Here is a 23718-nt window from a genome sequence, read left to right as displayed (position 1 = left end):
TAAGAGCTTTTGCCTATTGTTTATGCAAACTAAATTAATAGAAAACTAAGTAACCCTTGGAGGACAGGATGTCATCAATCGAATCAGTGTCACACGAAACGCGTGTGTTTCAGCCCAGTGCAGACTGGCAGCGCAGCGCCGCAATTGGCGGCATGGACGCATACAAGGCCCTGTGCAAGGAAGCTGAAACCGATTTCGAAGGTTTCTGGGCTCGCCTGGCCAAAGAGAATCTGCAGTTTGGCAAGGCCTACAACCAGGTACTGGACGAATCCAACCCCCCATTCTACAAATGGTTCACCGGCGGCGAATTGAACGTATCGGCCAACTGCCTGGACAAAAACGTGGACGCGGGTCTCGGTGACAAGGTGGCCTTGATTTTCGAAGCCGATGGCGGTGAAGTGACCAAGGTGACCTACAAGGAATTGCTGGGCAAGGTGAGCCGCATTGCAAACGGACTGAAAAGCCTGGGTGTAAAGAAGGGCGACCGTGTAGTAATTTACATGCCCATGAGTGTGGAAGGTGTTGCGGCCATGCAAGCCTGTGCGCGCATCGGTGCGACGCATTCCGTCGTGTTTGGTGGTTTCTCAGCCAAGGCTTTGCAAGACCGCATCGTGGACACTGGTGCCGTGGCTGTGTTCACCGCTGATCAACAAGTGCGTGGTGGCAAACAGTTGCCTTTGAAAAGCATTGTGGATGAAGCGCTGAGCCTGGGTGGCTGCGATGCTGTGAAGAATGTCATTGTGTATAAGCGCACCGGTGCAGACGTAGGCATGCAGGCCGGTCGCGACATTTACATGCACGAGTTGGCTGACAAGCAAAGCGATGTATGTGCGCCTGAAATGGTGGATTCCGAGCATCCGCTATTCATTCTCTACACCTCGGGCTCAACAGGTAAACCCAAGGGTGTGCAGCACAGTTCAGCTGGTTATTTGTTGTGGGCCATGCTCACCATGAAGTGGACATTCGACATCAAGCCCAATGATGTGTTTTGGTGTACGGCTGATATTGGCTGGATTACCGGCCACACCTACATTACTTATGGCCCATTGGCTGTAGGCGCCACGCAAATCGTGTTTGAAGGCGTGCCCACCTACCCGAACGCTGGCCGTTTCTGGGAAATGATTCAGCGCCACAGTGCTACTATTTTCTACACAGCACCCACTGCCATTCGCTCCTTGATCAAGGCGTCCGAGGCCGACGAGAAAGTGCACCCCAAGAGCTACGACCTGTCGAGCCTTCGTTTGATGGGCTCCGTGGGTGAGCCGATCAACCCCGAAGCCTGGATGTGGTACTACAAGAATGTGGGCGGCGAAAAGTGCCCGATCGTGGACACCTTCTGGCAAACAGAAACTGGTGGCCACATGATTACGCCACTGCCCGGTGCTACACCCTTGGTGCCCGGTTCATGCACATTGCCACTGCCCGGCATTATGGCGGCGGTGGTGGATGAAGTGGGTGGTGACCTGCCGAATGGCCAGGGTGGCATTTTGGTGGTGAAGCGCCCATGGCCATCGATGATTCGCACCATTTGGGGCGACCCCGAGCGCTTCAAGAAAAGCTACTTCCCTGAAGAATTGGGCGGCAAATTGTATCTTGCCGGTGACGGCGCGGTGCGCGACAAGGAGAGCGGTAATTTCACCATCATGGGTCGCATTGATGATGTGTTGAACGTCTCAGGACACCGCATGGGCACCATGGAAATTGAAAGCTCTCTGGTGGCCAACGAATTGGTGGCCGAGGCGGCGGTGGTGGGGCGCCCCGATGAATTGACCGGTGAAGCGATTGTGGCCTTCGTGGTGTTGAAGGGCGATCGCCCCACAGGTGAAGCCGGACAGAAACTGGCCATGGACCTGCGTAACTGGGTGGGCAAGGACATTGGCCCGATTGCCAAGCCCAAGGAAATTCGTTTTGGTGACAACTTGCCGAAAACACGTTCAGGAAAAATTATGCGTCGGCTTTTGCGCAGCCTGGCCAAGGGCGAGCAAATTACACAGGACACTTCAACCCTGGAGAATCCGGCCATTCTGGATCAATTGGGCAAGCCGCTTTAATTGAACCGGCCCCTTCCTTGAACAGGGAATATCTCGCAGTTCTGAAAACCAGTTCCACTTCGGTGGACTGGTTTTTTTTGTTTGAAAGAATCAAGTCACCGGGAGTAACTTCATGAGTTTTACACTCAGCCTAACCCGGTTTTTCTCGGTGCTCACCTTTGCTTTCATGGTTTGTATTGCCACTGCGGCAATCATGGAGGACTACGGCGTTGGGCGACAATGGATAGGTTACTTTTTCATTTTTATTACCTTGGGCGCTTACGCCGTTATTGGTCTGCTCAGCCGCACCTCGGATATGCACGAGTACTTTGTGGCCTCGCGTACCGTGCCTGCCGTGTACAACGGCATGGCCACAGCGGCAGACTGGATGAGTGCAGCGTCATTTCTTGGCGTCGCTGGCACGCTGTTCTACAGCGGCTTTGAGGCGCTGGCTTTGCTGGTCGGGTGGACAGGCGGTTTTGTGCTGATCGCCCTGTTGATTGCGCCCTATTTACGGAAGTTCGATTTCTACTCGGTGGGTGATTTCCTGGCCGCCCGATACGCAGGTGCAGACAAAGGAAAGGCAGTCAGACTGATCTGCGTGTTCATCACAGTCAGTATTTCTTTTGTTTATGTGATCGCTCAAATTTATGCCGTGGGTTTGATCACCTCTCGCTTTGCCGGTGTCGAATTTGGTATCGGTGTTTTCTTTGGGCTTGCAGGTATTTTGGTGTGCTCATTTTTGGGGGGCATGCGGGCCGTAACCTGGACTGCGGTTGCGCAATATATCGTGATGATTTTGGCGATTCTTATCAGTGTAGGCGCATTGATGGGGTTTACCGGCAAGGGCTCCGGCGAGCGCTTTGTGGATGGCGGCCCTACCAATTTTCCTGAGTATGTGCGCGCACAGGAACGCAAGTTTTTTGCAGACCCCGCTGAAGCAGAGGTGCGCAATGTTTACCTGCGGGAGGCGGATCGTTATCAGTTGCTGATAGATACCTTGCCATCATCTTGGGCGGAAGGGTATGAAGCACGCCGCAAAAACCTGGAGCTGGCCCGTTACGATGGCTCGACGTTTCAAGAAATCAAAGCAGCCGAGCGGGTGCTGACCAGCTACCCTAAAGACCCTCAAGATGCCAAGCGCAAATGGAGCCAGGAAAAGCAGCGTTACCTGGACAAGGTGAAAGCCAGCGTGCCGCACTTTGGTTCGGTGCAAGATGACTCCGGGTTATCCAACAACAAAGCCATGCTGAGTTTTTTGGCTGTGGCATTCACATTGATGTGCGGCACGGTTGCGTTGCCACACCTGATTGTCAGGTTTTTTACCACCCCGAATGCATCGCAAACGCGGTGGTCCGTTGTATTCGCCTTGGCGTGTATTTTGGGTGTGTATCTGGTTTCACCTTGGTTGAGCTTGTTGGCCAAGGTAGTGGTTTATGAAAACCTGGTGGGGTTAAGTTATAGCGATGTGCCGAATTGGGTTGCTGCGTGGTCTCGTGTCATGCCCGGTTTGGCGACTTTGCAAGATGTGAATCAGGATGGAGTGGTTCAGTTTGCCGAAATTGGTTTGAGCCCCGACATTTTGGTGTTGATTACGCCAGAAATTGCGGGCATGCCGTTTTTTCTTTCAGGTTTGATTGCCGCAGGTGGCCTTGCTGCCGCCTTGTCGACCGCCGATGGCCTGTTGCTGGCGATTGCAGGCAGTTTGTCGCATGACCTGTATTACCGGGTGCTCGACCCCGAGGCCACTGCACAGCGCAGGGTGACCATGTCGAAAATTGCGCTATTGAGCGCAGCGTTGATGGCTGCCTGGATCACCAGTTTGCAGCCAGGCAATATTGTGGTCTTGGTGGGCTCTGCATTTGCTTTGGCAGCCTCAAGCCTGTTTGTGCCACTTGTCGCCGGTATTTTCTGGAGCGGTGCCACACGCCGTGGGGCCTTGTGGGCCATGGGCACCGGGTTTCTCAGTTCAAGTCTTTGCCTTGCGTTGACCAATTCATCGTTCATGGCTTTGTTTAATCTGGATGCTGTGCAAATTGGGGGTTTGAGCGGCGTGGCCAGTGGTGTGTTTACCATTCCTTTAAGCGCATTGGCCATGGTGGTTGCCTCTCTGTTGGGTGGGCGCAAAGACGAAGCACCCGCTGTAATGCGTGTGTTGCGGCTGCCCGAATCGGAAGGAAAAGTGTGATGCCGAGAGAATGCACTGGATACCCAAGGCGATTCTTTGCTATACTCTCGCGCTTACCGCGGAGAGATGGATGAGTGGTTTAAGTCGCACGCCTGGAAAGCGTGTATAGGTTAATAGCCTATCGGGGGTTCGAATCCCCCTCTCTCCGCCAATAATTAGTTTATGTTTATCCGACATAGACCCATGAAAGCCCCAAAAGCCTCAGTGCTTAGGGGCTTTTTTGTTTTTTATCGTCCAATGTGAGGTATTGCAAGCCATGCAGACTAGGGGGTATCTTTGGGGGCATCGGTGAAAGATTTTGGGGGTATTACTCAAAAGCTGCCGAATCTGGAGTTTTACATGCCCTTGACCGACCAAGCCATCAAGAAAGCCAAGCCGGGTGCACGCCCCATTAAACTGAGTGATGAAAAAGGGCTTTACCTTTTGGTTACGGTTTCGGGTTCAAAACTATGGCGGTGGAAATACAGGGTTGATGGCAAAGAAAAAGTGATGGCCTTGGGTTCATATGGCGATGTTTCCTTGGCGCAAGCGCGTGAACTGATGGGCGAAGCGCGCAAGGTGCTCCGGGCTGGTACAGACCCAATGGCAGAGCGCAAAGCCACCAAGCTGGCAAAGCAGGTGGCGGCAGACAATTCATTTCAATCCGTAGCCATGCAGTGGTGGGAACAGTGGCGAATTGCAAAAAGCCCCCGCCATGCTGATGACGTAATCAGGCGGTTAAAGGCCGATATTTTCCCCGCTATCGGAAAGCGGCCCATTTCAGCGATTGAAGCGCCTGAACTGGTGGCAATGGTGAAGGAAATTGCAGAGCGTGGCGCTTTGGACATTGCCAAAAGAGCTTTGCAAACTAGCGGGCAGATTTTTAGGTACAGCATCGCCCACGGATTGGCCAAGCGAAATCCAGCAACTGAAATAAAGCCTGCTGATGTGTTGGCTTCGCGGGCAAAAGTGAACTATGCACGGCTGGACGCAAAGGAATTGCCCGAACTGATGCGCAATATCGAGGCTTACCAAGGCGCAACCGTAACCCGGCTTGCCATGAAATTGATGGCACTAACATTCGTTCGTACTTCTGAGTTAATTGGGGCGCGGTGGGATGAGTTCGACTTTGAAGGCGCACGCTGGAACATTCCGGCGGTGCGCATGAAAATGAAAACGCCCCACATTGTGCCTTTGTCATCTCAGGCAATTGATGTTTTGCAAACCTTGCACATTGTTTCTGGACGTTCTGCCTTGCTGTTTCCCGGTGAGCGGGATCATGCAAAGCCAATGAGCAACAACACCATTTTGAAGGCGCTGGAACGCATGGGCTACAAAGGCCGGATGACAGGCCACGGCTTCAGGGGTATCGCTTCAACCATGCTGCACGAGATGGGCTTTAGTCATGCACACATCGAATTGCAACTGGCCCACCAAGAACGCAACCAAGTGAGCGCAGCCTATAACCACGCGACCTACTTGGATGATCGCGCGAAGATGATGCAGCATTGGGGGGATTATCTGGAAAACTGCACAAAGGGCAATGTGGTGGCTTTTAAAAGCAAAACAGCCTAATCATAAACTTACGTTTTCGCCAGCCCTAGGCTGATCCCCGAAACCCCGTTTTCCCTGACGGATTGGGCTGGCAACTTAATAAAGGGGATCTTTGGGGAAGGTCATGCAATTCGGTAGGGATGTTTTCCGCTTCAATAGTTGCCTGAAGGAGATCAAGGAACTTTCTGAAAAGAAATACTCGGAGAAGCCAGATTTAAGTTTTGAACTATCTCCCGATGAAAAGGCTGAGCTGAATCGCTTTGTGAATCGTGAAATCGAGTACCGAGACCTTTCAATGAACGTTAGCTTACATGTTGCTTTGCAGAGTGTTGCGGGCCAGCATAAAAACCCATTTATGTACTCGCAACTCTCAAATTTGTTGGAGCTTGAAACGTGGGTTCCCACCGAGGCATTACAGATACTGGCAGGTATTGATCCCGATGCTGCAATCCTAGATTGGAGTTATGAAAACTTTATGGGCGCAGAAGTAAAGGAGCCAAGAATCAAACATGCGACTTGCTTCAGCGACAAGTCAGACCTGTATGACTATCCCGTAGAGGACGATTTTAAGTACAGTTCTAGCGAATTAAAGGGAATGATTCGGAAGGCTAGAGAAGATGGAAGTACCCAATCAGATATTGATGAGTTGCAAAGAAGATTGGCTGAGGTAGAACTTTGGGCCAACGATGAGACTTCGCAATTCAAAACTAAGGTTTTATCGTTGCGGGCGACCATGTTGGGCATTTTAAAGCGGAAGTGGGACAGCGGCGATCACGACCCTTCTCAAAGACAGAGCCCGGTTTATTTCGTGCGTTGGGCAGAAAAGCGAGGTTTTGAAATTGAATGGGTTGACTGGGCACGTAAGTATCAATTGTTACCGGAGGGCGAGTCTGCTGACACAGCCCCTTATTTTGACGCTGACAGTGAGCATTACCCAGAGTTGTTACATATTGCAGTCACCGCTTGGGAACATGCAAAAAACACTACAGGTAAGACGCCCAAGCAACGAGTAATTTCTTTTTTAAACGAGAGATATCCAGAACTTACAGTTGCATCGAAAGACGCAATTGCTACAGTCGTAAATTGGAACAAGAGCGGCGGTCGTCCCAGAACAGGGGGGTAGGTTTTCGTAAAAACCTCTCAAATATTTCATCTATTAAATTTTTGGCTGGCTTTTTAAAGTTCATACCGTACCCACTCACATTGAAAGGAACGGTATGAAACAAAATGAAACAGCAGCTAACCCAGCAAAACCCCAGTACGCACGAGCCAAGGCGGCTTGTGCCCACTTTCAAATTGCTAGATCAACCCTGTGGCAGTGGGTTAAAACCCGCAAAGGCTTTCCCAAACCATTGAAGGCCGGGGAGAAAGTCACGCTTTTCGATATCAACGCCATTGACGCTTTTCTCAAAGCGCAGGCAGAGAAATAAGGAGGGCGGATCATGAAAAAAGAAAAAGCCACTTCCCCCGAGAAGAAAGCGGCCCTTGAAGCAATCCGGGATCAGTTTAAGGGTAATGACAGCGCAACGCAAAGACGGCGGCTTATGGCGGCCTTCAAGCGCGGCTGGGCCATCTCTACGTTTGAGGCCATGCGTTATCTTGATGTTTACTTTCCACCGGCTCGAATCAAAGAACTCCGCGACCTTGGTGAAAAGATCAAAACCCTTTGGGTCAATGTACTGACCGAATCGGGCGAACTCCACAACATCGGATTGTATGTGCTGGAAAGCGGGGTAAATCATGAGTGTAATTGATGGCGTGATTTTGGCTTTTTGCATAGGCGCGGTGTTGCCGATTTGGTGCGCTATACCTACGCAGTACCTTGCCTACCTTCTAGAAAAACTGGGGTGGCATAAATGAGCGGGGCCGCTATCTTGAGAATTAAAAAGCTCACAGGTAGCGGCATTATCAGAAAAGCGGCGCGCCATAACAAGCGCACCATTCAAGCGGAGTTGGGTGCATCGTCATCGATTGATCCAACACGTTCCCACTTGAATGAAACCCTCTTGGGGCCGCTAACTGCTGATGCTGTGGCACAACGTGCCAAAGACCTAATGGCGGCGGCAGGTATAACAAACCTACGCAAAGACGCTGTGTTGGGGCTGGAATTGGTGTTCAGTTTGCCAGTGCAGCACGGCCTTAACGAGCGTGATTATTTCATGGCCTGTACGGCATGGGCTGGTGACTTTTTCGGCGGTGAAAAAAATCTGCTCAGTTCAGATTTGCACAGGGACGAGGTACAGCATCATTGCCATGTGTTGATTTTGCCGTTGATCGATGGGCGAATGAACGGAGGCAGGCTAATGGGCAACCGTCAAAAACTGATGGCGATGCAACAAACCTTTTTTGATGTGGTGGCCTCACGCTTTGGGCTGCACAAAGCCCCAGCAAAGCTATCCGGCCTCACAAGGCAGGTATGGGCAAAGTCTGTGCTTCAAGCCTTGCAGGCGGGCGCAGATTCGGTGTTAAAAAGCAAAGTGTGGGCGGTAGTGCGTGATTCAATTGAACGTGATCCAGCCCCTTACCTTCAGGCTTTGGGAATTGATGCGCCAACGCCAAAAAAGCGCATGAAAACGATGACAGAGATTTTTACTGGCAAGGGCAAAGGAAAAGAGCAAGAAACAAAGTCTATAGACTTCGGATCATGCCAAAAAATGCCAAGTCTATGCTCTGTAGACTTCGGCACAAAAACGCTGCTACCTGAAACCACTGAACCACCCAAAAGCAAACTGATGGTAGATGTCGTAAGGGTTCGAGATTCAGAACTTGACCCGTCAATGTTTGATTCAGAAACGGGCGAGTTTTACAGCCCACCGCCAAAAAATGACAGCCGTCAAAAGCAGGCGGCGCAGTGGGTCGAAAAAGCCTTAAAGGAAAGGCGAAACATGCTTGGCCCATCGACTGGCAAAGGCATGTAACAACATTTAGCCAAGAAATTTCGTTTTCAGTGGAGTTATAAGCATGGCGAAGGGTGGTTCAAGGTATGGGGCTGGCAGACCCGGTTACAGGCTCAAAGCTGAACAATTGCACCGGGTAGACGTGCGCATATGGGCGCGGCGTGGGCTGCTTGCTGATGAGCGGTCTTTTTCGTGGTGTTGGAACCGGGGAGGTGAGCCAAGCGGCACCATTACTGTGCAGGTGACGCCGCAAAGTGTGGTGAATCTGATTTATTCGGCAACGATTCAACAAACTACGCAGCACATAAATGAGCGGGTGAACATTATTCAAACACCGTGCAGGTTTGGTGGTCAGCGGCCTTGGTTTCAGTGCCCGCGCTGTGCCAGACAGGTGGCCTTGCTTTATATGCGGGCGGGGCGCTTTGCTTGCAGGCATTGCCAGCGGGTGGCGTACAGCTCGCAATCAGAGGATGTAATGGATCGCTCATGGCGAGAACAGGGGCGGATTGAGTCCAAACTTGGGGTGGATTGGCAGCGGCCAAAGGGTATGAGGTTGCAAACCTATGAACGGCTCATGAACAGGCTGGCTGATTGTGAGATGAGAAGGGAAAAAGCGTTTTGTGTGGCTGTGGCTCGATTGTTTCCAGAAAGATTCACAAATACAAGCAGCAGGTGATTGATGGGTATCTTCACGATTCTCATCACTAAAACCTTACTCGCTCATCAACCCTAGTGCTTTCAAAGCGGTAATTAAAGCTTGCTGCACTTTCCGATCGCGATCGCTATGTCGTCGGTCATTCCGTCAACTAGCGGAAGTAGTTCGTTGTGTGTCTTCTTTTCTTTAGGGCTTAGTTCTGAGAGGCTGGACCTGGACTCAAGATACTGCCCTTTGTAAACAGCCATAAAACGCTTGGTGTGGTTATTAAATGTAAATTCCATTCCACCAAGAGAGATACATTTAAAGTAACTGCTGGTTTTTAGGTCATCAGCAAAGCAGTATTGGCCTTTCTCGTCCCCTACATCTTTAATCTCATAGGCTCCGAATTTTAATTTTTCTTCTGTAGTTAAGGGTGAGACGCCTTTTAACGTGAAGTTGTCTTTGTTGTTAAAACCCTTACCTTGCCAACGCTTGGTTGCTTTATCAAAGCCAAGCCCCCCTGCCGCTTCGGTCGAGCATATCCAGGTAGATGCGTGCCATTGAGTTGGCGACAATTCGTTGGCTAATAACGTACTTGAATAAATTACCAAAGCAAGTGCAGTCAGTCTTTTCATTTCAGGTATCGCAGTTTCCAGAGTCTAAGGTTAGCATCAACGTTTAGAGCGTAAGGTTGATGATCTCAAGAGTTGTGTGCTTACGTTACAGAGAAATCGGGGAGGAAAGTATGCTTTTTGACGGTGATATAGAAAAAACAATTGTGGCCACTGCCGTAGTTGCTTGGTTCGCACATGGGTGGTACCTAAATGAGCGGCTGAAGTTGGTCCATGAAAAATTGGACTTAGTTTTGGAACAGTTCCACCAACATCGGGAATAATTTATACGACAACGCCCCTCTGCTCGATGATGAGAGCGAGTTAATGGGGGGCTAATAAGCAGGGAGAGTTCGGTTTTTGCACGAATGGTTCACATTGAGCCAATCAAAACAAGCAGTGAACAAACCTCCCTAAATTTCCACAATTTGTGGGATTGGTGGGAGATGGTGTCGGATAGGCATCAAAATATAGTGGGGGTATTTATGGGGGTATTTAAGGATTAATGTATTACAGAAACTCGACCTGAAGAGGCTTTCAGGAAATGATATGAACGACCCTCTCGCCAGAAATTACAAAAAGCCCTTAACCTAGTTCAGGGCTTTTTTCATTTCTGGGCGGCAGGGAAGCAAAGTCCCTGCGGACTTTGCGTGGGGGATTCGAAGCTTTTCGCCTATGAGCGAAAAGCCGGGAGAATCGACCTTGCAAGAGACGAACGTGAGTGAGGCTCGCGGCAGGGGCGTTAAGGTGGCAAACTAACGCCGGCAGTTAGCAGCATTCAAACCAGGAGTACCCCCATGTCTACTACCCCCATCAAAATTCAGGTCTGGACCGATTTCGTGTGCCCGTTCTGCCTTCTCGGAGAGTCAATTATCGAGAAGGCCATCGAAGGCTTAAATGTCGAAATAGAGTGGATGCCGTTCGAGCTTCGACCCTACCCAACACCCACCTTAAAGCCTGAGGATGAATACCTGCCGCGGGTGTGGAAGGCGTCGGTGTACCCCATGGCTGAACGCCTTGGGGTGCCCATTCAACTGCCCACCGTTTCCCCTCAACCCTACACACGCAAAGCATTCTTGGGACTGCAATATGCGAAGCAACAGGGGAAGGGCAACGAATACGCAACCGCCGTGATGAAAGCGTTTTTTCAGCAAAACCTGAACATTGGTGAAGATCAGGTACTGAAAAAAATTCTTGCAAATCTGGGATTGAACCCGGCCGGACTGGATGAGTTCGTCAGCTCGCCCCAAGCCAACGCGCAGCATGATGCTGATTTGCAATATGCAAAGCGGGTCGGTATTCAGGCCGTGCCATCTTTGGCAGTGGGTGCACAATTTTTCTCAGGCGTGCCCAGTGTGCAGGCCCTGCGGGATGCAATTCAGCGGGGGAGGTAATTGCCTGTCCTAGGGATACTGCGGGTTTTCCGCACATGTGTGCACGGGTTATTCTGTGGGCAAATATTGCATCCACCTAGAAGGCTTTCATGAATTTATTCTCCAAGCTTCAGCAGCGTGCGGCTGTTGGAAAACCCCTGCGCGTCGGCATGATTGGTGCTGGCAAATTCGGTTCCATGTACCTTTCCCAAGTACCACGCACGCCCGGCATTCACATGGTGGGCATTGCTGATTTGTCCCCGGCACGGGCGAAAGCTGCACTTAAAAATGTGGGCTGGAAAGAAGAGAGCTATGCGGCCAACTCCTTGGAGCAAGCCGCCAAACAGGGCAACACCGCGATTATTGACGACGGCATGAAGCTGATTGAATCGCCTTTTGTCGACATTATCATCGACTCCACAGGCAACCCGGCGGTGGGCATTGCCCATGTGCTGGCCTGTTGTGAATTTAAAAAACACATTGTGATGGTCAATGTGGAGGCGGACGCACTTGCAGGCCCCTTGCTGAAACGCAAAGCGGATGAGGCGGGTATTGTGTACTCGCTGGCTTATGGCGACCAGCCTGCGCTGATTTTTGAAATGGTGGACTGGGCGCGGGCCGCTGGTTTTTCTGTCGTGGCCGCGGGCAAAGGTACCAAGTACCTGCCTACTTATCATGAAAGCACGCCTGACACCGTGTGGAACAACTACGGTTTAACGGCGGAAGACGCAGCCAAAGGCGGCATGAACGCGCAAATGTTCAACAGCTTTCTGGACGGAACCAAAAGCGCGATCGAAATGGCGGCAGTGGCCAATGCCACAGGCCTTGCAGCCCCCAGTGGCTTGAAGTTTCCGGCAGTGGGTGTGGATGACTTGGCGCGAATCTTAAAGCCACGTGAACACGGCGGCATTCTGGACCAACGCGGGCAAGTGGAGGTGATCTCCAGTGTTGAGCGTGACACACGCCCAGTGTTCCGCGACTTGCGTTGGGGGGTGTATGTCACCTTCGCTGCCGACAGCGAATACGTGGCCCGCTGCTTCAAGGAATACGGCTTGATCACCGACCCCAGTGGACAGTACTCCAGCATGTACAAACCCTTTCACCTGATTGGTCTGGAATTGGGAATTTCGGTGGCGTCCATCGGTATTCGCGGAGAAGCCACTGGCGCTCCCATTTGCTGGCATGGTGATGTGGTGGCCACTGCCAAGCGTGATTTAAAGGCGGGTGAATTGCTGGACGGTGAGGGTGGTTACACCGTGTACGGCAAGCTGATGCCTGCACAGGAATCGCTGGCCTTGGGTGGATTGCCTTTGGGCTTGGCACATGGTGTGAAATTGCTCAAACCCGTGAAAGCCGGACAAGCCGTGAGCTGGAATGATGTGGCGTTTGACGCCAATTCCACGGCGGTGAAGTTTCGCCGTGAAATGGAGCAATCGTTTTAGAGAGGTTTGGCAAAGTCAGAGTTGGCGGGCGCCTGGCCTGGCTTGTTCAAAGCCACGCGGATCTCGTTTTGGTATTGCCACATGGCGCCAGTGATCATGTCGGTGATGCCCAAATCAATAAACGCACCACCGGCCACGCCTGCGGTGCTCGCACTGCTGACCAGGCGAATTGTTTTGTCTTCATAGCCGGGCGCCTTGCAGGCCACGATGATGTCGTCCTTGTCTTTGCCCACCGTGATGCTGTTCTCTTTTCCGGTCACCACGCCAAGTTCGCCTTCGCCGTCCCTGCTCAAGGTACACACGGTTTGCTGGGGCTCCATTTTAAAAATAAGCGTTTGACTGGTGCCTTGAGTAATCGAAGCGCAACCCGTGCAAAGAACGGCAGCCATTAAACCGAATTGACGAATCCCCATAGTCCCCTCGCATGGTGTTGTTGATTGAACACCATGCTAGGCATGTTATTGCTCTACGCCAATCTGCTGAATGTTGTAATCAAATTGACTACTCTGTTTATAGGATATATCCCGTAAGGCGAAGGGTTTAAATTGCTTCAACAAGTTCAAAGACATTGGGGGAGAACAAGCGATGGCGACAATACTTCGGGGGTTTTGTACATTATTGGCGGTGGCAGGAATTTTGGCAGTGAGCATGAGCGTGGGTGGATGCGGTGCCTTGAACAGCATGGGTGATGCCGTGGGTCATGGCATTGCTTCGCGCATGTTGGCCAAGCATGTTGGCCAGCCCTATGCGCCCATTCAAAATGATGCAACTTATGGAAAGTTTATTGGCGAGGAAAAACTTTCCAATGGCATGGTGGTGAAAAAGCATTTCACCGATCGTATGGACAACAACGCGATTCTTGACAACTCCCGTGAAGGAATTGGATTCGACAGCAAGAAGCGTATGGCTACTTATTTCCTGGTCGACAAGAAAGGTATTGTGCAGGATTGGGCCTTTGGTTATGTCACCGTGGGTACAGGATTTTCACTGGGCATGGTCAGCCTGACTGAAGCGTTCAACTCCAAAGACCGCGAGGTGTACATGGACGAAGTCGACAGCGTAGTGCGCACCAAGAATGACGAGCCCTACACCGTCTGGAAAAACGCAAAAAGCTGATTTACTTGGCGAATATTTGATCCATGTTGGCAAATGCCTTGAATTCAAGCGCATTGCCGCATGGGTCCATGAAGAACATGGTGGCTTGTTCGCCCACCTGGCCTTTGAATCGAATGTAGGGTTCGATCACGAACTTGGTGCCCGCAGCTTTTAGCCGGTCGGCCAGTTCGTTCCATTGATCCATGGTTAAAATCACGCCGAAATGTTTGGCAGGCACGGCATGGCCGTCCACACTGCTGTTGGCTTTGCAGCCCACTTCTTCGGGTGCCAAATGCGCCACAAGTTGGTGACCATAAAAGTTGAAGTCCACCCAGTGTGGGGCGCTGCGGCCTTCTTCACAGCCAATCACCTCGCCATAAAATTTGCGGGCTACCTCAATGTCGGTGACCGGGAATGCAAGGTGGAAGGGCTGAAGTGTGCTGTGTTTGGCTTGCGGAGCAGACATGTGATTTACCAGTGAATGTGCGATTGATCTTCACACACTATAGGGTTGTTCGGGTTTCCAGGCCAATCGTGGAAACCCGAATATTACTGACATGCCATGGGTTGGTTAAGGCGTCACAATGTTGAAGTTACCCGTTGCTTTCTCTAGCATTCCAAAAAATTGGCCCAGCTTGATCGTGCTGCCGTCAATTTTGGTTTGATCCGAAAACAGCAAATCAGTCGCACCCGCCTCACCAGTCATCATGTTCAAAAAGAATGGTTTGCTCAATGTGAGTGTGGCGGCTGAACCTGGTTCAGGCTGAGCTGCCTTGTGGTGCAGTACGCTGTTGTGAATGCGCAGGACGTAGCTTTCCTGCGTGTCGGAAAACACAAGGTTGATCTGAATGTCTTCGCCCTCGGCTTTGTCGCTGTTCAGCGACGCCGCCATGGCCTCCAGAAAACGCTCGGTGGGCGTGTGTTTCAGCATGTCGATAAAGGCTGTGCGTTGAAACCCTTCGGCGTAGCCACCTTGGCGCAGCTCAAGTGCACCGGTCAGGTAAAAGTTACGCCACGGCGCCGATTCTGCCATGTAGCCCATCTGGTCGAAACTTTTTGCCAGCAAGGCTTTGGCGCGTGCATTTTCAGGGTCGGCATACACGGCATGCTTCAGCAATTCAGCCGCCCAGCGATATTCGCCTTTGTTCATGGCGTCTTCTGCTTTGTTCAGCAAGGCATCCATGCCGCCTGCCACATCCACATACCGCTTTGCAGCTTCAACCGGGGGCAGGGGGTTCAGGTTGGTGGGGTTTGCATCAAACCAGCCCATATAAAACTGATACACCGCTTTCACATTGTGTGACACGGTGCCGTAGTAGCCGCGCCCACTCAGAAAGTTGTTCAAGGCCGGCGGCATTTGAACCTTCTCTGCAATTTCCATGGAGGTGTAGCCCGCATTCATGTGGCGCACGGTTTGGTCATGAATGAAGCGGTAGGTGTCGCGCTGTTTTTCCATGAAGTTACGCACGTTCTCGGCCCCCCACACTGGCCAATTGTGCTGGTGAAACATCACTTCGGCATCGCCTGCGTAGGCAATGGCTTCATCCATGTAACTGGCCCACTTCAACGCATCGCGCACTTTGGCACCGCGCGGGGTGTACAGGTTATGCAAGGTGTGGCCAAACAGTTCCGCACTGCCAAAGGCTTTCAGGGTGGGCAGGTAAAACACGAACTCGGAGGGCGCTTCACTGCCAGGCACGTTGTGGAACATGAATTCAAGGCCGTCGAGCACGTGGGTTTCTTTGGCTTCTTTCACCACCAGCGTAGGCTGTAGTATGCCCACCTTGCCGTAGGCCACGGCTTTGCCCAAACCGTTGTCAATCAAACCCTCAGGGCTGCGGGGCAGGCGTTTGCCATACATGTAGATCGACCTTCGCGCCATGGCCATGCCCACCAGCAGGTTTTCACTGGTGGCTTCTTCCATGAAGCCAATCGGGGCCACAACAGGTATGTTGCGTGCAGCCACTTCTTCGGCACTGAGCACTCCCAGAGCACCTCCAAAATGGTCCACGTGGCTGTGGGTAAATACAATGGCGGTCACTGGTTTGTCGCCCAGGTGTTTCCGTGCAAAAGCCATGGCGGCGCGCGCTGTTTCCTCGCTGGTCAGCACGTCCACCACAATCCAGCCCGTGTTGCCTTCAATCAAGGTCATGTTGGACAAATCAAAGCCGCGTAACTGGTAAATGCGGTCGGCCACTTTGTACAGGCCAATTTGATTGTTCAGGCTGGCCTGCCGCCAAAGGCTGGGGTTCACCGTGCTGGGGGCTTTGCCTTCGATGAAGTTGAATTCGTCGTAATCCCAAATAAGCTCACCGGCGTCGTTTAACACCTTGCCTGTGGGTTTGGCGATTAAACCTTTGCGCGCATCGGCGTTGTTGGCTGGGTCTGCAAGGTCGGTACTTTTGGCCACTTCAGCGTGAAAAGCCTGTGTGAAAGGGCTTGCCGCACTGTTGGGATCGACTGAGGTGGGGGTTTTTGAACAGGCTGCCATCAAGGCAGACGTGCCCATAACAAGGGCAGCCAAGACCAGGTTTGTTTTCATGCTGTCTCCGGAATATTTTTTGATTTTCCTTATTACAGCATAAAAGTGGCATTAAGCGTGCCAGTAATTCAGTGGATCGACTGTGGTGACGTTCAACTGAAAAATTTGTTGATTACCGTGACAACAAACACAGTGGCCAGAATCAACGGAATCCAGAATGCAATCGCAAAGTGGGTATAGCGCTCAAGCCAACCGCTGGCACCATTTTTATTGCTTGTCAGCATCTCAGCGGTCATGTTGTGACGTTTCCATTGCCACACCACCAGCAGGCAAATCAGCAAACCGTTGAAAGGCAAAATGGTGTCGTAAAACACGTCAACCAACACGTCAAACAGCGATTTGCTGGCGCCGGAATAAAAAGCGAAATCGCTGAGCCATTTCACTTGCCCAAACGACAAGGCGCTGAACATGGCACCTATCGACACAGCTGCAATAACAATGCCAAGTGCTGCATTGCGGGTTTTCTTGCCCTCGGCTTTCAGGGCCGCCACTGGCACCTCAATAATCGACACTAGCGAGGTAATGGCGGCTACAAACGCCAACAGGAAGAATGTGGCTGCGATCAGGCTGGACATGGCATAACCGAATTTCGGCACCATGGCCATGAAAATATTCGGGAAAAACGAGAAGATTAAGCCCACCGAAGAATCGCTCAGTTCGCTGGGGTTGGTGTTGGGGTAAATGGCGAAAATTGCGGGCAGGGTCATCAAGCCTGCTACCAGCGCCACACCAGTGTCGGTGCAGGCCAGCATTTTGGCTGACTGCACCAGATTGTCTTGTTTGCGCAAATACGAACCATAAGTAATCAAAATACCCATGCCCAGCGACAGCGAAAAGAATGCTTGCGACAAGGCACCGTTGACCACACTCCAGGTGATGCGGTCCAGTTGCGGTGTGAAATAAAACTTCAAACCGGCAGTGGCGTTGGGCAAGGTGAGCACAAATACAGCCAGACCAATCAGCATGATGAACAGCATGGGCATGAGCAAACGGGATGCTTTTTCAATGCCATCGCGCACACCACCTTTGAGCACCATGATGACCATGCCAATGACCGCCGCAAGGTAGGCAAATATCCATGGGCTGGTGATAAAGCCCCCAAAATAGACAGGGGTGGCCAATTGGTCCAGTTGGCCCATCAGTGCCAGCAGAAAATAGCCCAGCAGCCATACTGTGAGTACGCTGTAAAACACGGCAATCATGAATGGTGTGATCAATGACAAAGCACCAGCCAGCACCCAGGCTTTGTTGTTTCTGGAAACCTGCCTGAATGCTCCCAAAGGGTTTTGGTTGGTGGCGCGGCCCAAACTAAGCTCGGCGAGAATCAGCGGCAGGCAAATGGCGATGACGAAAAAAATGTACAGTAACAGGAATGCACCGCCACCATTTTTGGCTGCGGCCACAGGAAAACCCACCAAATTACCGATGCCCACCGCTGACCCTGCTGCGGCCAGCACGAAGCCGATTTTGGAACTGAACTGGTCTGGGTTGTTTTGCATGGTGGCGACGTTTCCTGAATACAAAAGGACAAAAAATTGGGATTGTTAGCCAAATTATATGACCGACACGTACTGCCTACTTTGCTGGATTTCGCCTGCGGCATGAAAGCCATCAACAGGCAACGCCAGAAAGTGGTACCCAAAGCCACAGGGCTGGTGCTTGAAATTGGTATCGGTACCGGGTTGAACATGCGCCACTATGACGCTGCCAAAGTTGAAAAAATCATTGGCCTGGACCCTGCCATGCAAATGCATCGTCTGGCGAAAAAACGCATCGACCAAACCGGCTTGAGCGTAGAGCTTATGGGGTTGCCCGCCGAGAAAATTCCACTGCCCGATGCAAGTATCGACACCATCGTCATGACCTACACCCTGTGCACCATTCCAGAGCCCGTGCAAGCCTTGAAGGAAATGCGCAGAGTGTTAAAGCCGGGCGGTAAGTTGCTGTTTTGCGAGCATGGCGCGGCACCGGATGAGAAAGTGCGCAACACACAGAATCGCTTGCAGCCCGTGTGGGGAAAACTGGCGGGTGGTTGTCACTTGAACCGGGACATTCCCGCTTTGCTCAAGGAAGGCGGGTTTTTGGTGGATGACATTGAAACCATGTATGTGCCAGGCCCCAGGGCGTTCACTTACAACTACTGGGGCCAGGCGTACTGCGAGCCAGCTTGATCTTTTGAATCAGGCTTGCAGCGTGGCCGGGTAACCGGCTTGGCTGACAATCGTGGCCAAGGTGTGTCCGTCCAGACGAGAGTCAATTTCTACCTGTTTATTGGCGACATCGACCTGCACCTGTGCCTGTGGGTCTTTGGCCAATACAGCCTGTTTCACATTGGCGGCACATCCGCCGCATTTCACTTTTTCTACACTCAAGGTAATCATGTTTTGCACTCCAGTTGGGGGTAAACGCAATTCTAATGCATGTACTTTCTCGGGCAATTGCCATGGCGGTGTCATGAAGACTCTCCCATCGAATTGAACATATGGATATGCTGAAGCTTCCAATCATGGTAAGGTCAAGGCATTGACCTTGACATGGTGTTAAGGTTGAAAATGCTTCCATCACACCATGGAGAGCAAGCATGAATTCCGACCCGTCCAATACCATCGACATTGCTGTGGGCGGCATGAGCTGTGCTTCATGCTCCAGCGCTGTCGAAAAAGCATTGTTGGCCACACCCGGCGTCATTAGCGCAACGGTGAACCTGGCCACCGAGAAGGCCCGCGTACAACTGGCCAAACCCGATCTGTTGCAACACGCGATCGCGGCGGTTCAAAAAGCAGGCTATGACGCGGAGCCTATTGAAACTGCCAGCCAGCCGAGCTCAGCGGGCGCGTCCAGAGCGGGTTCGCACACCACAAAACAAAATGATCATGAAGGCATGATGGTGTTGTGGGGGGCATTGCTCACCTTGCCCTTGGTGTTGCCCATGGCAGGAATGGTGTTTGGCAAGCACTACATGTTGCCTGGCTGGATACAACTGCTTTTGGCCAGCCCGGTGCAATTTTGGTTGGGCGCCCGTTTTTATCGGGGAGCATTGAAAGCAATTCAAAACCGCACGGGCAATATGGACCTTCTGGTGGCCATTGGTACTTCTGCTGCATTTGGTTTGTCGGCTTACATGTTGGGCGAGGGCAACCCGCATTTGTATTTCGAGGCGTCTGCCGCAGTGATCACCTTGGTGATGTTGGGCAAGTGGCTGGAGGCACGCGCCAAGCGGCAAACCACTGCAGCGATTGCTGCGTTGCAAGCCTTGCGGCCCGACACTGCCACAGTGCTTCAGAACGGGCAAGAAAAAGTGCTGCCGATTGCCAGTGTGGCGGTGGGCATGCAGGTAGTGGTGAAGCCCGGTGAGCGAATTCCGCTGGATGGCCGTGTGCTGGAAGGCGAAGGCCATGTGGATGAGGCGCTGATTACCGGAGAAAGCCAGGCGGTTGAGAAATCCCCCGGAAGCCTGGTGACGGGCGGTGCTGTGAACCTGGATGGGCGCTTATTGATTGAAGTGAGCGCTGTGGGTGCTGAAACAACACTGGCAAAAATCATTCGCCTCGTCGAAGACGCGCAAGCGGCCAAACCTGACATTCAAAAGCTGGTGGACAAGGTGAGTGCCGTATTTGTACCGGTGGTGTTGGTGATTGCAGCGCTCACTTTGGTGTATTGGGTATTTTTGGCTGAAGGTGGCAACCTTGAGTTGGCCATTGTGAATGCGGTGGCTGTGTTGGTGATTGCATGCCCTTGCGCCTTGGGCTTGGCCACACCTACTGCAATCATGGCAGGCACTGGTGTGGCGGCGCGCCATGGAATCCTGATTAAAGATGCTCAGGCGCTGGAGCTTGCTCACCGAATTAACGCTGTGGTGTTTGACAAAACAGGCACTTTGACTGAGGGCAAGCCATCTGTGGGTGCAGCAGTGCCTTTTAACAGCAATAGCCTGCACAGCTTTCTTGCCAAGGCAGCAGCTGTTGAAGCGGGCAGCGTTCACCCGCTGGCCGCAGCTGTGCTGGCTTACGCGCAAGGGCAGGGCGTTCAATGGCCGTCGATCACACAATTGCAGGACCAGCCTGGGCGTGGTGTCAGTGGCATGGTGAATGGCACACGTGTGTATGTAGGTACTGCGCGGTGGATGCGTGAACTGGGTGTGCCGGAATCGGCGTTGAGCGCGGTGAACCAAGCCTTGCCAGACAACGCACCCACCCATGCCTGGGTTGCTGAAGACCAGCAAGGTGAAGTGGCCTTGCTGGGGGCCTTGGGTTTTGGTGATGCCCTGAAAGCAGGTGCTTTTGCAGCTGTACAAAATTTGACCAATTTGCAGGTGAAATCTGTGTTGTTGACAGGCGACTCCAGAGCCAGTGCGCAACGCGTTGCCCAGGCGCTGGGTATTTCAGAGGTGCAGGCTGAACAATTGCCGCACAACAAGAGCGAGGCAGTGGCCCATTATCGCCAGCAGGGCCAGGTGGTGGCCATGGTGGGCGATGGAATCAACGATGCGCCTGCGCTGGCAGCTGCGGATGTCAGTTTTGCAATGTCCAGTGGCACAGAGGTGGCCATGCATGCAGCCGACATCACGCTGATGCGTCCCGACCCCGCCTTGGTGGCTCAAACCATTGACATTTCCAGACGCACATACAGCAAGATCAAACAAAATCTTTTCTGGGCTTTTGTGTACAACGCAGTGGGAATACCCTTGGCCGCGATGGGACTGCTTAACCCGGTAGTCGCAGGCGCAGCCATGGCTTTGAGTTCAGTCAGTGTGGTCAGTAACGCTCTGTTGCTGACTCGCTGGAAACCCAAACTATTGAAACCTGAAACAGTGGAGTTGTGAACATGTACGCAGAATGGACACGCAAAGATTGGTTCACGATTGGCGAAGCCGCCATGGAATCCGGGATCACCGCAAAAATGATTCGGCATTACGAAATGGTGGGTTTGTTGCCCGAGGCCAACCGCACCGAGGCTGGTTATCGTTTGTACAACAGCCGGGATTTGCACTTGCTGCGTTTTATCCGACACTCACGTGACCTCGGTTTTTCGATCAAGCAGATCGAGGAATTGCTTGGCCTGTGGCAGGACAAAACGCGCCCAAGCAGGGAGGTCAAAAAACTTGCGCAATCACACCTGAATGCACTGGAAGCGAAAATTCGCGAATTGAATGCTATGAAGGCCGAACTGGAACGCCTGGTTCAGTGTTGCAAAGGTGATTCCCGACCCGACTGCCCGATACTCGATGGGTTGGCTGCTGAATAATCAGATCAGTGATTGCCGGGAACGACAGCAGCATACCCTAGGCCTGCCGCGCCAATATTAGCTTTGAAGCATCTGCTGAATCACACTTTTCAAGACTCGAGCAATGTCGTCAGCCTTCATGTCCGGGTCGCGTATGGCGCGAATTTGAAGTCCATCAAACAGGGCCATCAGAATGGTGGATTTCGCAGCCAGGTTAAGCTCGCAGGGTGGCGAGTCTTTCAAGGGCTGAATGCCTTTGATCAGATGCGTGACCTTCTCGCGAATCACCGCATCAGTGCCTTGAACCGTGGCGGCAATTTTCGGGTTTCGTGCGGCCTCTGCCAAAATCTCCGTGTCAAGTTCGCTTCGGTCAATGCGCCGTTGCACACCTTCATCCACTGTGCCCAGCATGGCTTTCAGAATGTCTTTCTCACCTTGAATTTTTGCGATTCGCTCAAGCGCCTGGTCCAGGTCACGCTTGACCATGGCTTCAATAATCGCTTCCTTGCTTTCAAAGTAGTTGTAGATGTGGCCCGCACTCATTCCGAAAGATTTCGCAATCTCCGACATGCTGGCACCATGAAAACCGCTTTTTCGAAAACACTCTGCGGCCGCATCCAGAATTTGCTGGCGGCGAAGTTCTGCTTTGCTGGTCACGGTTTTAGCCTCGTTGATCATTGCTGCTTCCTCCCGATTGGTAGCCGCTTGCTAGGTTGCCGTCACTCTCGGTCCAGCCACCCCCCAATGCCTTGTACAAGGTCACCAGGTTGGCGGTGCGCGCCAGGCGAACCGCGATCAGGTCTTGTTGTGCCGAATAAAGCGCCCTTTGCGAATCGAGCACATTCAGATAGCTGTCAATGCCGCGTTTAAACCGGGCCTCGCTGAGTTTGTAACTTTCCGAGGTGGCTTCCACCAAGGCATTTTGAGCCTCCAGTTCTTCATCCAGTGTGCCCCGTGCAGCCAAGGCATCAGCCACTTCACGGAATGCGCCCTGTACTGTTTTTTCATATTCAGCCAATGCAATTTGCTGATCTGTTTTTGCGACCTCGAGGTTGGCACTGTTGCGGCCAGCATCAAAAATCGGCAAGTTGATTCTGGGGATGAAGCTCCAGGTACGCGAGCCCGATTCAAAAAGGCCATCCAGTGAAGAGCTGGCAGTGCCTGCATCGGCAGTCAACGTGATGCTGGGAAAAAACGCGGCACGTGCTGCACCAATGCGCGCATTGCTGGCTTGAAGCAAACGCTCTGCTGACTTCACGTCGGGGCGGCGTTGCAATACCTCGGAAGGAATGTCGGCGCGCAATTCAACCATGGCAGCGGCTCCCTCCAGGTTGCTGTCGGGCAGCAATTCTTTGGGAATGTTTTTGCCCACCAGCAGCTCAAGCGCATTGCGGTCTTGAGCCACCGCACGTGTAAATCGGGCCACGTCTGCTCGGGACACTTCGACGCTGGTTTGAGCCTGGCGCAAATCAAGTTGAGAGGCCACACCCAAATCAAAACTGCGCTTGATCAAATCGTAGGCATCACGCTGGTTTTTCAGGGTGTCTTGTGCCAGTTCAAGCAAGGCTTGATCAGAGGCCAAGGTGAGATAACTGGAAGCAACTTCAGCAATCAAACTGATTTGTGTACTTTTGCGCGCTTCTTCGGTGGCCAGAAAACGCTGCAAGGCCTCTTCATTGAGGCTGCGCACCCGGCCAAACAGATCGAGTTCATAGGCAGCAAAACCCACTGTGGCACTGTACTGTTTCGGGGTGGCACCGCCTGAACGACCGCCGCTTAAATCAGCGGGCAAGCGTTGACGATTGCCCTCACCGTCAGCAGAAATCGTGGGGAACAAATCGCTGCGCTGCACTTGGTAGAGCGCACGTGCCCGCTCAATATTCAGCGCTGCAATTCTCAAGTCCCGGTTTTCTTTCAAGGCCAGTTCCAGCAATTGCTCCAGTCGCTGGTCCACAAACAAATCTCGCCAGGCCAGGTCAATTGCTGCCTGCGCTGCAGGGCTGTCGGCTTGGTAAGCCTCGCCCTGTGGCCAGTTGCTGGCCACCGGCGCGGCAGGTTGTTCATAACTTGGAGCCAGTGTGCCGCAACCGGCCAGAGCCAGCGCGAGCACCACTGGTGTGAGTTTCCATGCGTGAATCTTGTTCATG

22 protein-coding genes and 1 tRNA gene are annotated in these 23718 nt (G+C 52.3%); 14 read left to right on the top strand and 9 right to left on the bottom strand.

The features are described from left to right. Positions 1 to 68 precede the first annotated feature (68 nt). The 8 genes from acs (at position 69) to PY990_RS04455 (ending at position 8669) form a co-directional block, all read left to right on the top strand. A complete protein-coding gene (acs, locus tag PY990_RS04490; protein ID WP_275270594.1) occupies positions 69 to 2051 on the top strand; it encodes an acetate--CoA ligase in 1983 nt (660 codons plus the stop codon). A gap of 112 nt (positions 2052 to 2163) precedes the next feature. Then, positions 2164 to 4218 (top strand): VC_2705 family sodium/solute symporter, encoded by a 2055-nt coding sequence (locus PY990_RS04485; protein WP_275270593.1) that lies wholly within the window; start codon positions 2164 to 2166, stop codon positions 4216 to 4218. Positions 4219 to 4278: 60 nt separating this feature from the next. Then, positions 4279 to 4369: transfer RNA gene (locus PY990_RS04480), tRNA-Ser, on the top strand. A 188-nt stretch (positions 4370 to 4557) separates the two neighbouring features. Next, positions 4558 to 5772, top strand: coding sequence for a tyrosine-type recombinase/integrase (locus tag PY990_RS04475; protein WP_275270592.1), 1215 nt, complete (start codon positions 4558 to 4560; stop codon positions 5770 to 5772). Positions 5773 to 5875: 103 nt separating this feature from the next. After that, the gene (locus PY990_RS04470; protein WP_275270591.1) at positions 5876 to 6874 is read left to right on the top strand and encodes a hypothetical protein; all 999 of its coding nucleotides are present in this window, start codon (positions 5876 to 5878) and stop codon (positions 6872 to 6874) included. A gap of 94 nt (positions 6875 to 6968) precedes the next feature. Then, positions 6969 to 7181: a helix-turn-helix transcriptional regulator gene (locus tag PY990_RS04465; protein WP_275270590.1), complete on the top strand. Its 213-nt coding sequence runs from the start codon at positions 6969 to 6971 to the stop codon at positions 7179 to 7181. A gap of 12 nt (positions 7182 to 7193) precedes the next feature. Continuing rightward, positions 7194 to 7505 (top strand): helix-turn-helix domain-containing protein, encoded by a 312-nt coding sequence (locus PY990_RS04460; RefSeq protein WP_275270589.1) that lies wholly within the window; start codon positions 7194 to 7196, stop codon positions 7503 to 7505. Between the two features lie 102 nt (positions 7506 to 7607). Further along, positions 7608 to 8669, top strand: coding sequence for a plasmid recombination protein (locus PY990_RS04455; protein WP_275270588.1), 1062 nt, complete (start codon positions 7608 to 7610; stop codon positions 8667 to 8669). A 302-nt stretch (positions 8670 to 8971) separates the two neighbouring features. On the opposite strand, the gene PY990_RS04450 is transcribed toward PY990_RS04455, so the two are convergent. Further along, on the bottom strand, positions 8972 to 9136 hold the full coding sequence (locus tag PY990_RS04450; protein WP_275270587.1) for a hypothetical protein: 165 nt from the start codon (positions 9134 to 9136) through the stop codon (positions 8972 to 8974). 262 nt (positions 9137 to 9398) lie between these two features. Next, on the bottom strand, positions 9399 to 9920 hold the full coding sequence (locus tag PY990_RS04445) for a hypothetical protein (protein ID WP_275270586.1): 522 nt from the start codon (positions 9918 to 9920) through the stop codon (positions 9399 to 9401). Positions 9921 to 10693: 773 nt separating this feature from the next. On the opposite strand from PY990_RS04445, the gene PY990_RS04440 reads away from it, so the two are divergent. Then, the gene (locus tag PY990_RS04440; protein ID WP_275270585.1) at positions 10694 to 11290 is read left to right on the top strand and encodes a DsbA family oxidoreductase; all 597 of its coding nucleotides are present in this window, start codon (positions 10694 to 10696) and stop codon (positions 11288 to 11290) included. Positions 11291 to 11379: 89 nt separating this feature from the next. Next, a complete protein-coding gene (locus tag PY990_RS04435; protein ID WP_275270584.1) occupies positions 11380 to 12711 on the top strand; it encodes an NAD(P)H-dependent oxidoreductase in 1332 nt (443 codons plus the stop codon). Here the strand turns inward: PY990_RS04435 and PY990_RS04430 are convergent. After that, complete coding sequence (locus PY990_RS04430; protein ID WP_275270583.1) at positions 12708 to 13124, bottom strand: hypothetical protein; 417 nt, start codon at positions 13122 to 13124, stop codon at positions 12708 to 12710. The two genes, PY990_RS04435 and PY990_RS04430, sit on opposite strands and share 4 nt — an antisense overlap. Positions 13125 to 13296: 172 nt before the next feature. Here PY990_RS04430 and PY990_RS04425 point away from each other — a divergent pair, with 172 nt between their 5' ends. After that, complete coding sequence (locus PY990_RS04425; protein WP_275270582.1) at positions 13297 to 13827, top strand: hypothetical protein; 531 nt, start codon at positions 13297 to 13299, stop codon at positions 13825 to 13827. A 1-nt stretch (position 13828) separates the two neighbouring features. Here PY990_RS04425 and PY990_RS04420 read toward each other — a convergent pair whose 3' ends face one another. The 3 genes from PY990_RS04420 to PY990_RS04410 all read right to left on the bottom strand — a co-directional run bounded on the left by PY990_RS04420 (position 13829) and on the right by PY990_RS04410 (position 17847). After that, positions 13829 to 14272, bottom strand: a complete 444-nt coding sequence (locus tag PY990_RS04420) for a VOC family protein (RefSeq protein WP_275270581.1) — start codon at positions 14270 to 14272, stop codon at positions 13829 to 13831. Positions 14273 to 14377: 105 nt separating this feature from the next. Then, positions 14378 to 16348 carry an alkyl/aryl-sulfatase gene (locus PY990_RS04415; protein WP_275270580.1) on the bottom strand — a complete coding sequence of 657 codons (1971 nt, stop codon included), beginning with the start codon at positions 16346 to 16348 and terminating at the stop codon, positions 14378 to 14380. A 92-nt stretch (positions 16349 to 16440) separates the two neighbouring features. Next, positions 16441 to 17847, bottom strand: coding sequence for a sodium-dependent transporter (locus PY990_RS04410; RefSeq protein WP_275270579.1), 1407 nt, complete (start codon positions 17845 to 17847; stop codon positions 16441 to 16443). Between the two features lie 36 nt (positions 17848 to 17883). Between PY990_RS04410 and PY990_RS04405 the strand changes: the two genes are divergently transcribed. After that, positions 17884 to 18519 carry a class I SAM-dependent methyltransferase gene (locus tag PY990_RS04405; protein WP_275270578.1) on the top strand — a complete coding sequence of 212 codons (636 nt, stop codon included), beginning with the start codon at positions 17884 to 17886 and terminating at the stop codon, positions 18517 to 18519. 9 nt (positions 18520 to 18528) lie between these two features. On the opposite strand, the gene PY990_RS04400 is transcribed toward PY990_RS04405, so the two are convergent. Further along, on the bottom strand, positions 18529 to 18804 hold the full coding sequence (locus PY990_RS04400) for a heavy-metal-associated domain-containing protein (RefSeq protein WP_275270577.1): 276 nt from the start codon (positions 18802 to 18804) through the stop codon (positions 18529 to 18531). A gap of 125 nt (positions 18805 to 18929) precedes the next feature. On the opposite strand from PY990_RS04400, the gene PY990_RS04395 reads away from it, so the two are divergent. Together PY990_RS04395 and cueR are read left to right on the top strand one after the other, a co-directional pair. After that, positions 18930 to 21170, top strand: a complete 2241-nt coding sequence (locus tag PY990_RS04395; RefSeq protein ID WP_275270576.1) for a heavy metal translocating P-type ATPase — start codon at positions 18930 to 18932, stop codon at positions 21168 to 21170. A 2-nt stretch (positions 21171 to 21172) separates the two neighbouring features. Beyond that, positions 21173 to 21592: a Cu(I)-responsive transcriptional regulator gene (gene cueR / locus PY990_RS04390; protein ID WP_275270575.1), complete on the top strand. Its 420-nt coding sequence runs from the start codon at positions 21173 to 21175 to the stop codon at positions 21590 to 21592. Between the two features lie 57 nt (positions 21593 to 21649). Here cueR and PY990_RS04385 read toward each other — a convergent pair whose 3' ends face one another. Next, positions 21650 to 22249 carry a TetR/AcrR family transcriptional regulator gene (locus PY990_RS04385; protein ID WP_275270574.1) on the bottom strand — a complete coding sequence of 200 codons (600 nt, stop codon included), beginning with the start codon at positions 22247 to 22249 and terminating at the stop codon, positions 21650 to 21652. After that, a complete protein-coding gene (adeC, locus tag PY990_RS04380; RefSeq protein WP_275270573.1) occupies positions 22233 to 23717 on the bottom strand; it encodes an AdeC/AdeK/OprM family multidrug efflux complex outer membrane factor in 1485 nt (494 codons plus the stop codon). The genes PY990_RS04385 and adeC overlap by 17 nt, the downstream gene beginning before the upstream one ends. Between the last annotated feature and the right edge of the window lies 1 nt (position 23718).

Origin of the sequence: Limnobacter olei, assembly GCF_029087225.1 — a bacterium.
GTDB lineage: Bacteria > Pseudomonadota > Gammaproteobacteria > Burkholderiales > Burkholderiaceae_B > Limnobacter > Limnobacter olei.
This window is presented reverse-complemented; position numbering and strand designations above follow the sequence as displayed.

What these genes read in the sequence shown, in the direction of transcription:
- acs (WP_275270594.1), top strand. Translation starts at nt 69, where the DNA reads ATGTCATCAATCGAATCAGTGTCACACGAAACGCGTGTGTTTCAGCCC.
- PY990_RS04485 (WP_275270593.1), top strand. Translation starts at nt 2,164, where the DNA reads ATGAGTTTTACACTCAGCCTAACCCGGTTTTTCTCGGTGCTCACCTTT.
- PY990_RS04475 (WP_275270592.1), top strand. Translation starts at nt 4,558, where the DNA reads ATGCCCTTGACCGACCAAGCCATCAAGAAAGCCAAGCCGGGTGCACGC.
- PY990_RS04470 (WP_275270591.1), top strand. Translation starts at nt 5,876, where the DNA reads ATGCAATTCGGTAGGGATGTTTTCCGCTTCAATAGTTGCCTGAAGGAG.
- PY990_RS04465 (WP_275270590.1), top strand. Translation starts at nt 6,969, where the DNA reads ATGAAACAAAATGAAACAGCAGCTAACCCAGCAAAACCCCAGTACGCA.
- PY990_RS04460 (WP_275270589.1), top strand. Translation starts at nt 7,194, where the DNA reads ATGAAAAAAGAAAAAGCCACTTCCCCCGAGAAGAAAGCGGCCCTTGAA.
- PY990_RS04455 (WP_275270588.1), top strand. Translation starts at nt 7,608, where the DNA reads ATGAGCGGGGCCGCTATCTTGAGAATTAAAAAGCTCACAGGTAGCGGC.
- PY990_RS04450 (WP_275270587.1), bottom strand. Translation starts at nt 9,136, where the DNA reads ATGAGCGATCCATTACATCCTCTGATTGCGAGCTGTACGCCACCCGCT.
- PY990_RS04445 (WP_275270586.1), bottom strand. Translation starts at nt 9,920, where the DNA reads ATGAAAAGACTGACTGCACTTGCTTTGGTAATTTATTCAAGTACGTTA.
- PY990_RS04440 (WP_275270585.1), top strand. Translation starts at nt 10,694, where the DNA reads ATGTCTACTACCCCCATCAAAATTCAGGTCTGGACCGATTTCGTGTGC.
- PY990_RS04435 (WP_275270584.1), top strand. Translation starts at nt 11,380, where the DNA reads ATGAATTTATTCTCCAAGCTTCAGCAGCGTGCGGCTGTTGGAAAACCC.
- PY990_RS04430 (WP_275270583.1), bottom strand. Translation starts at nt 13,124, where the DNA reads ATGGGGATTCGTCAATTCGGTTTAATGGCTGCCGTTCTTTGCACGGGT.
- PY990_RS04425 (WP_275270582.1), top strand. Translation starts at nt 13,297, where the DNA reads ATGGCGACAATACTTCGGGGGTTTTGTACATTATTGGCGGTGGCAGGA.
- PY990_RS04420 (WP_275270581.1), bottom strand. Translation starts at nt 14,272, where the DNA reads ATGTCTGCTCCGCAAGCCAAACACAGCACACTTCAGCCCTTCCACCTT.
- PY990_RS04415 (WP_275270580.1), bottom strand. Translation starts at nt 16,348, where the DNA reads ATGAAAACAAACCTGGTCTTGGCTGCCCTTGTTATGGGCACGTCTGCC.
- PY990_RS04410 (WP_275270579.1), bottom strand. Translation starts at nt 17,847, where the DNA reads ATGCAAAACAACCCAGACCAGTTCAGTTCCAAAATCGGCTTCGTGCTG.
- PY990_RS04400 (WP_275270577.1), bottom strand. Translation starts at nt 18,804, where the DNA reads ATGACACCGCCATGGCAATTGCCCGAGAAAGTACATGCATTAGAATTG.
- PY990_RS04395 (WP_275270576.1), top strand. Translation starts at nt 18,930, where the DNA reads ATGAATTCCGACCCGTCCAATACCATCGACATTGCTGTGGGCGGCATG.
- cueR (WP_275270575.1), top strand. Translation starts at nt 21,173, where the DNA reads ATGTACGCAGAATGGACACGCAAAGATTGGTTCACGATTGGCGAAGCC.
- PY990_RS04385 (WP_275270574.1), bottom strand. Translation starts at nt 22,249, where the DNA reads ATGATCAACGAGGCTAAAACCGTGACCAGCAAAGCAGAACTTCGCCGC.
- adeC (WP_275270573.1), bottom strand. Translation starts at nt 23,717, where the DNA reads ATGAACAAGATTCACGCATGGAAACTCACACCAGTGGTGCTCGCGCTG.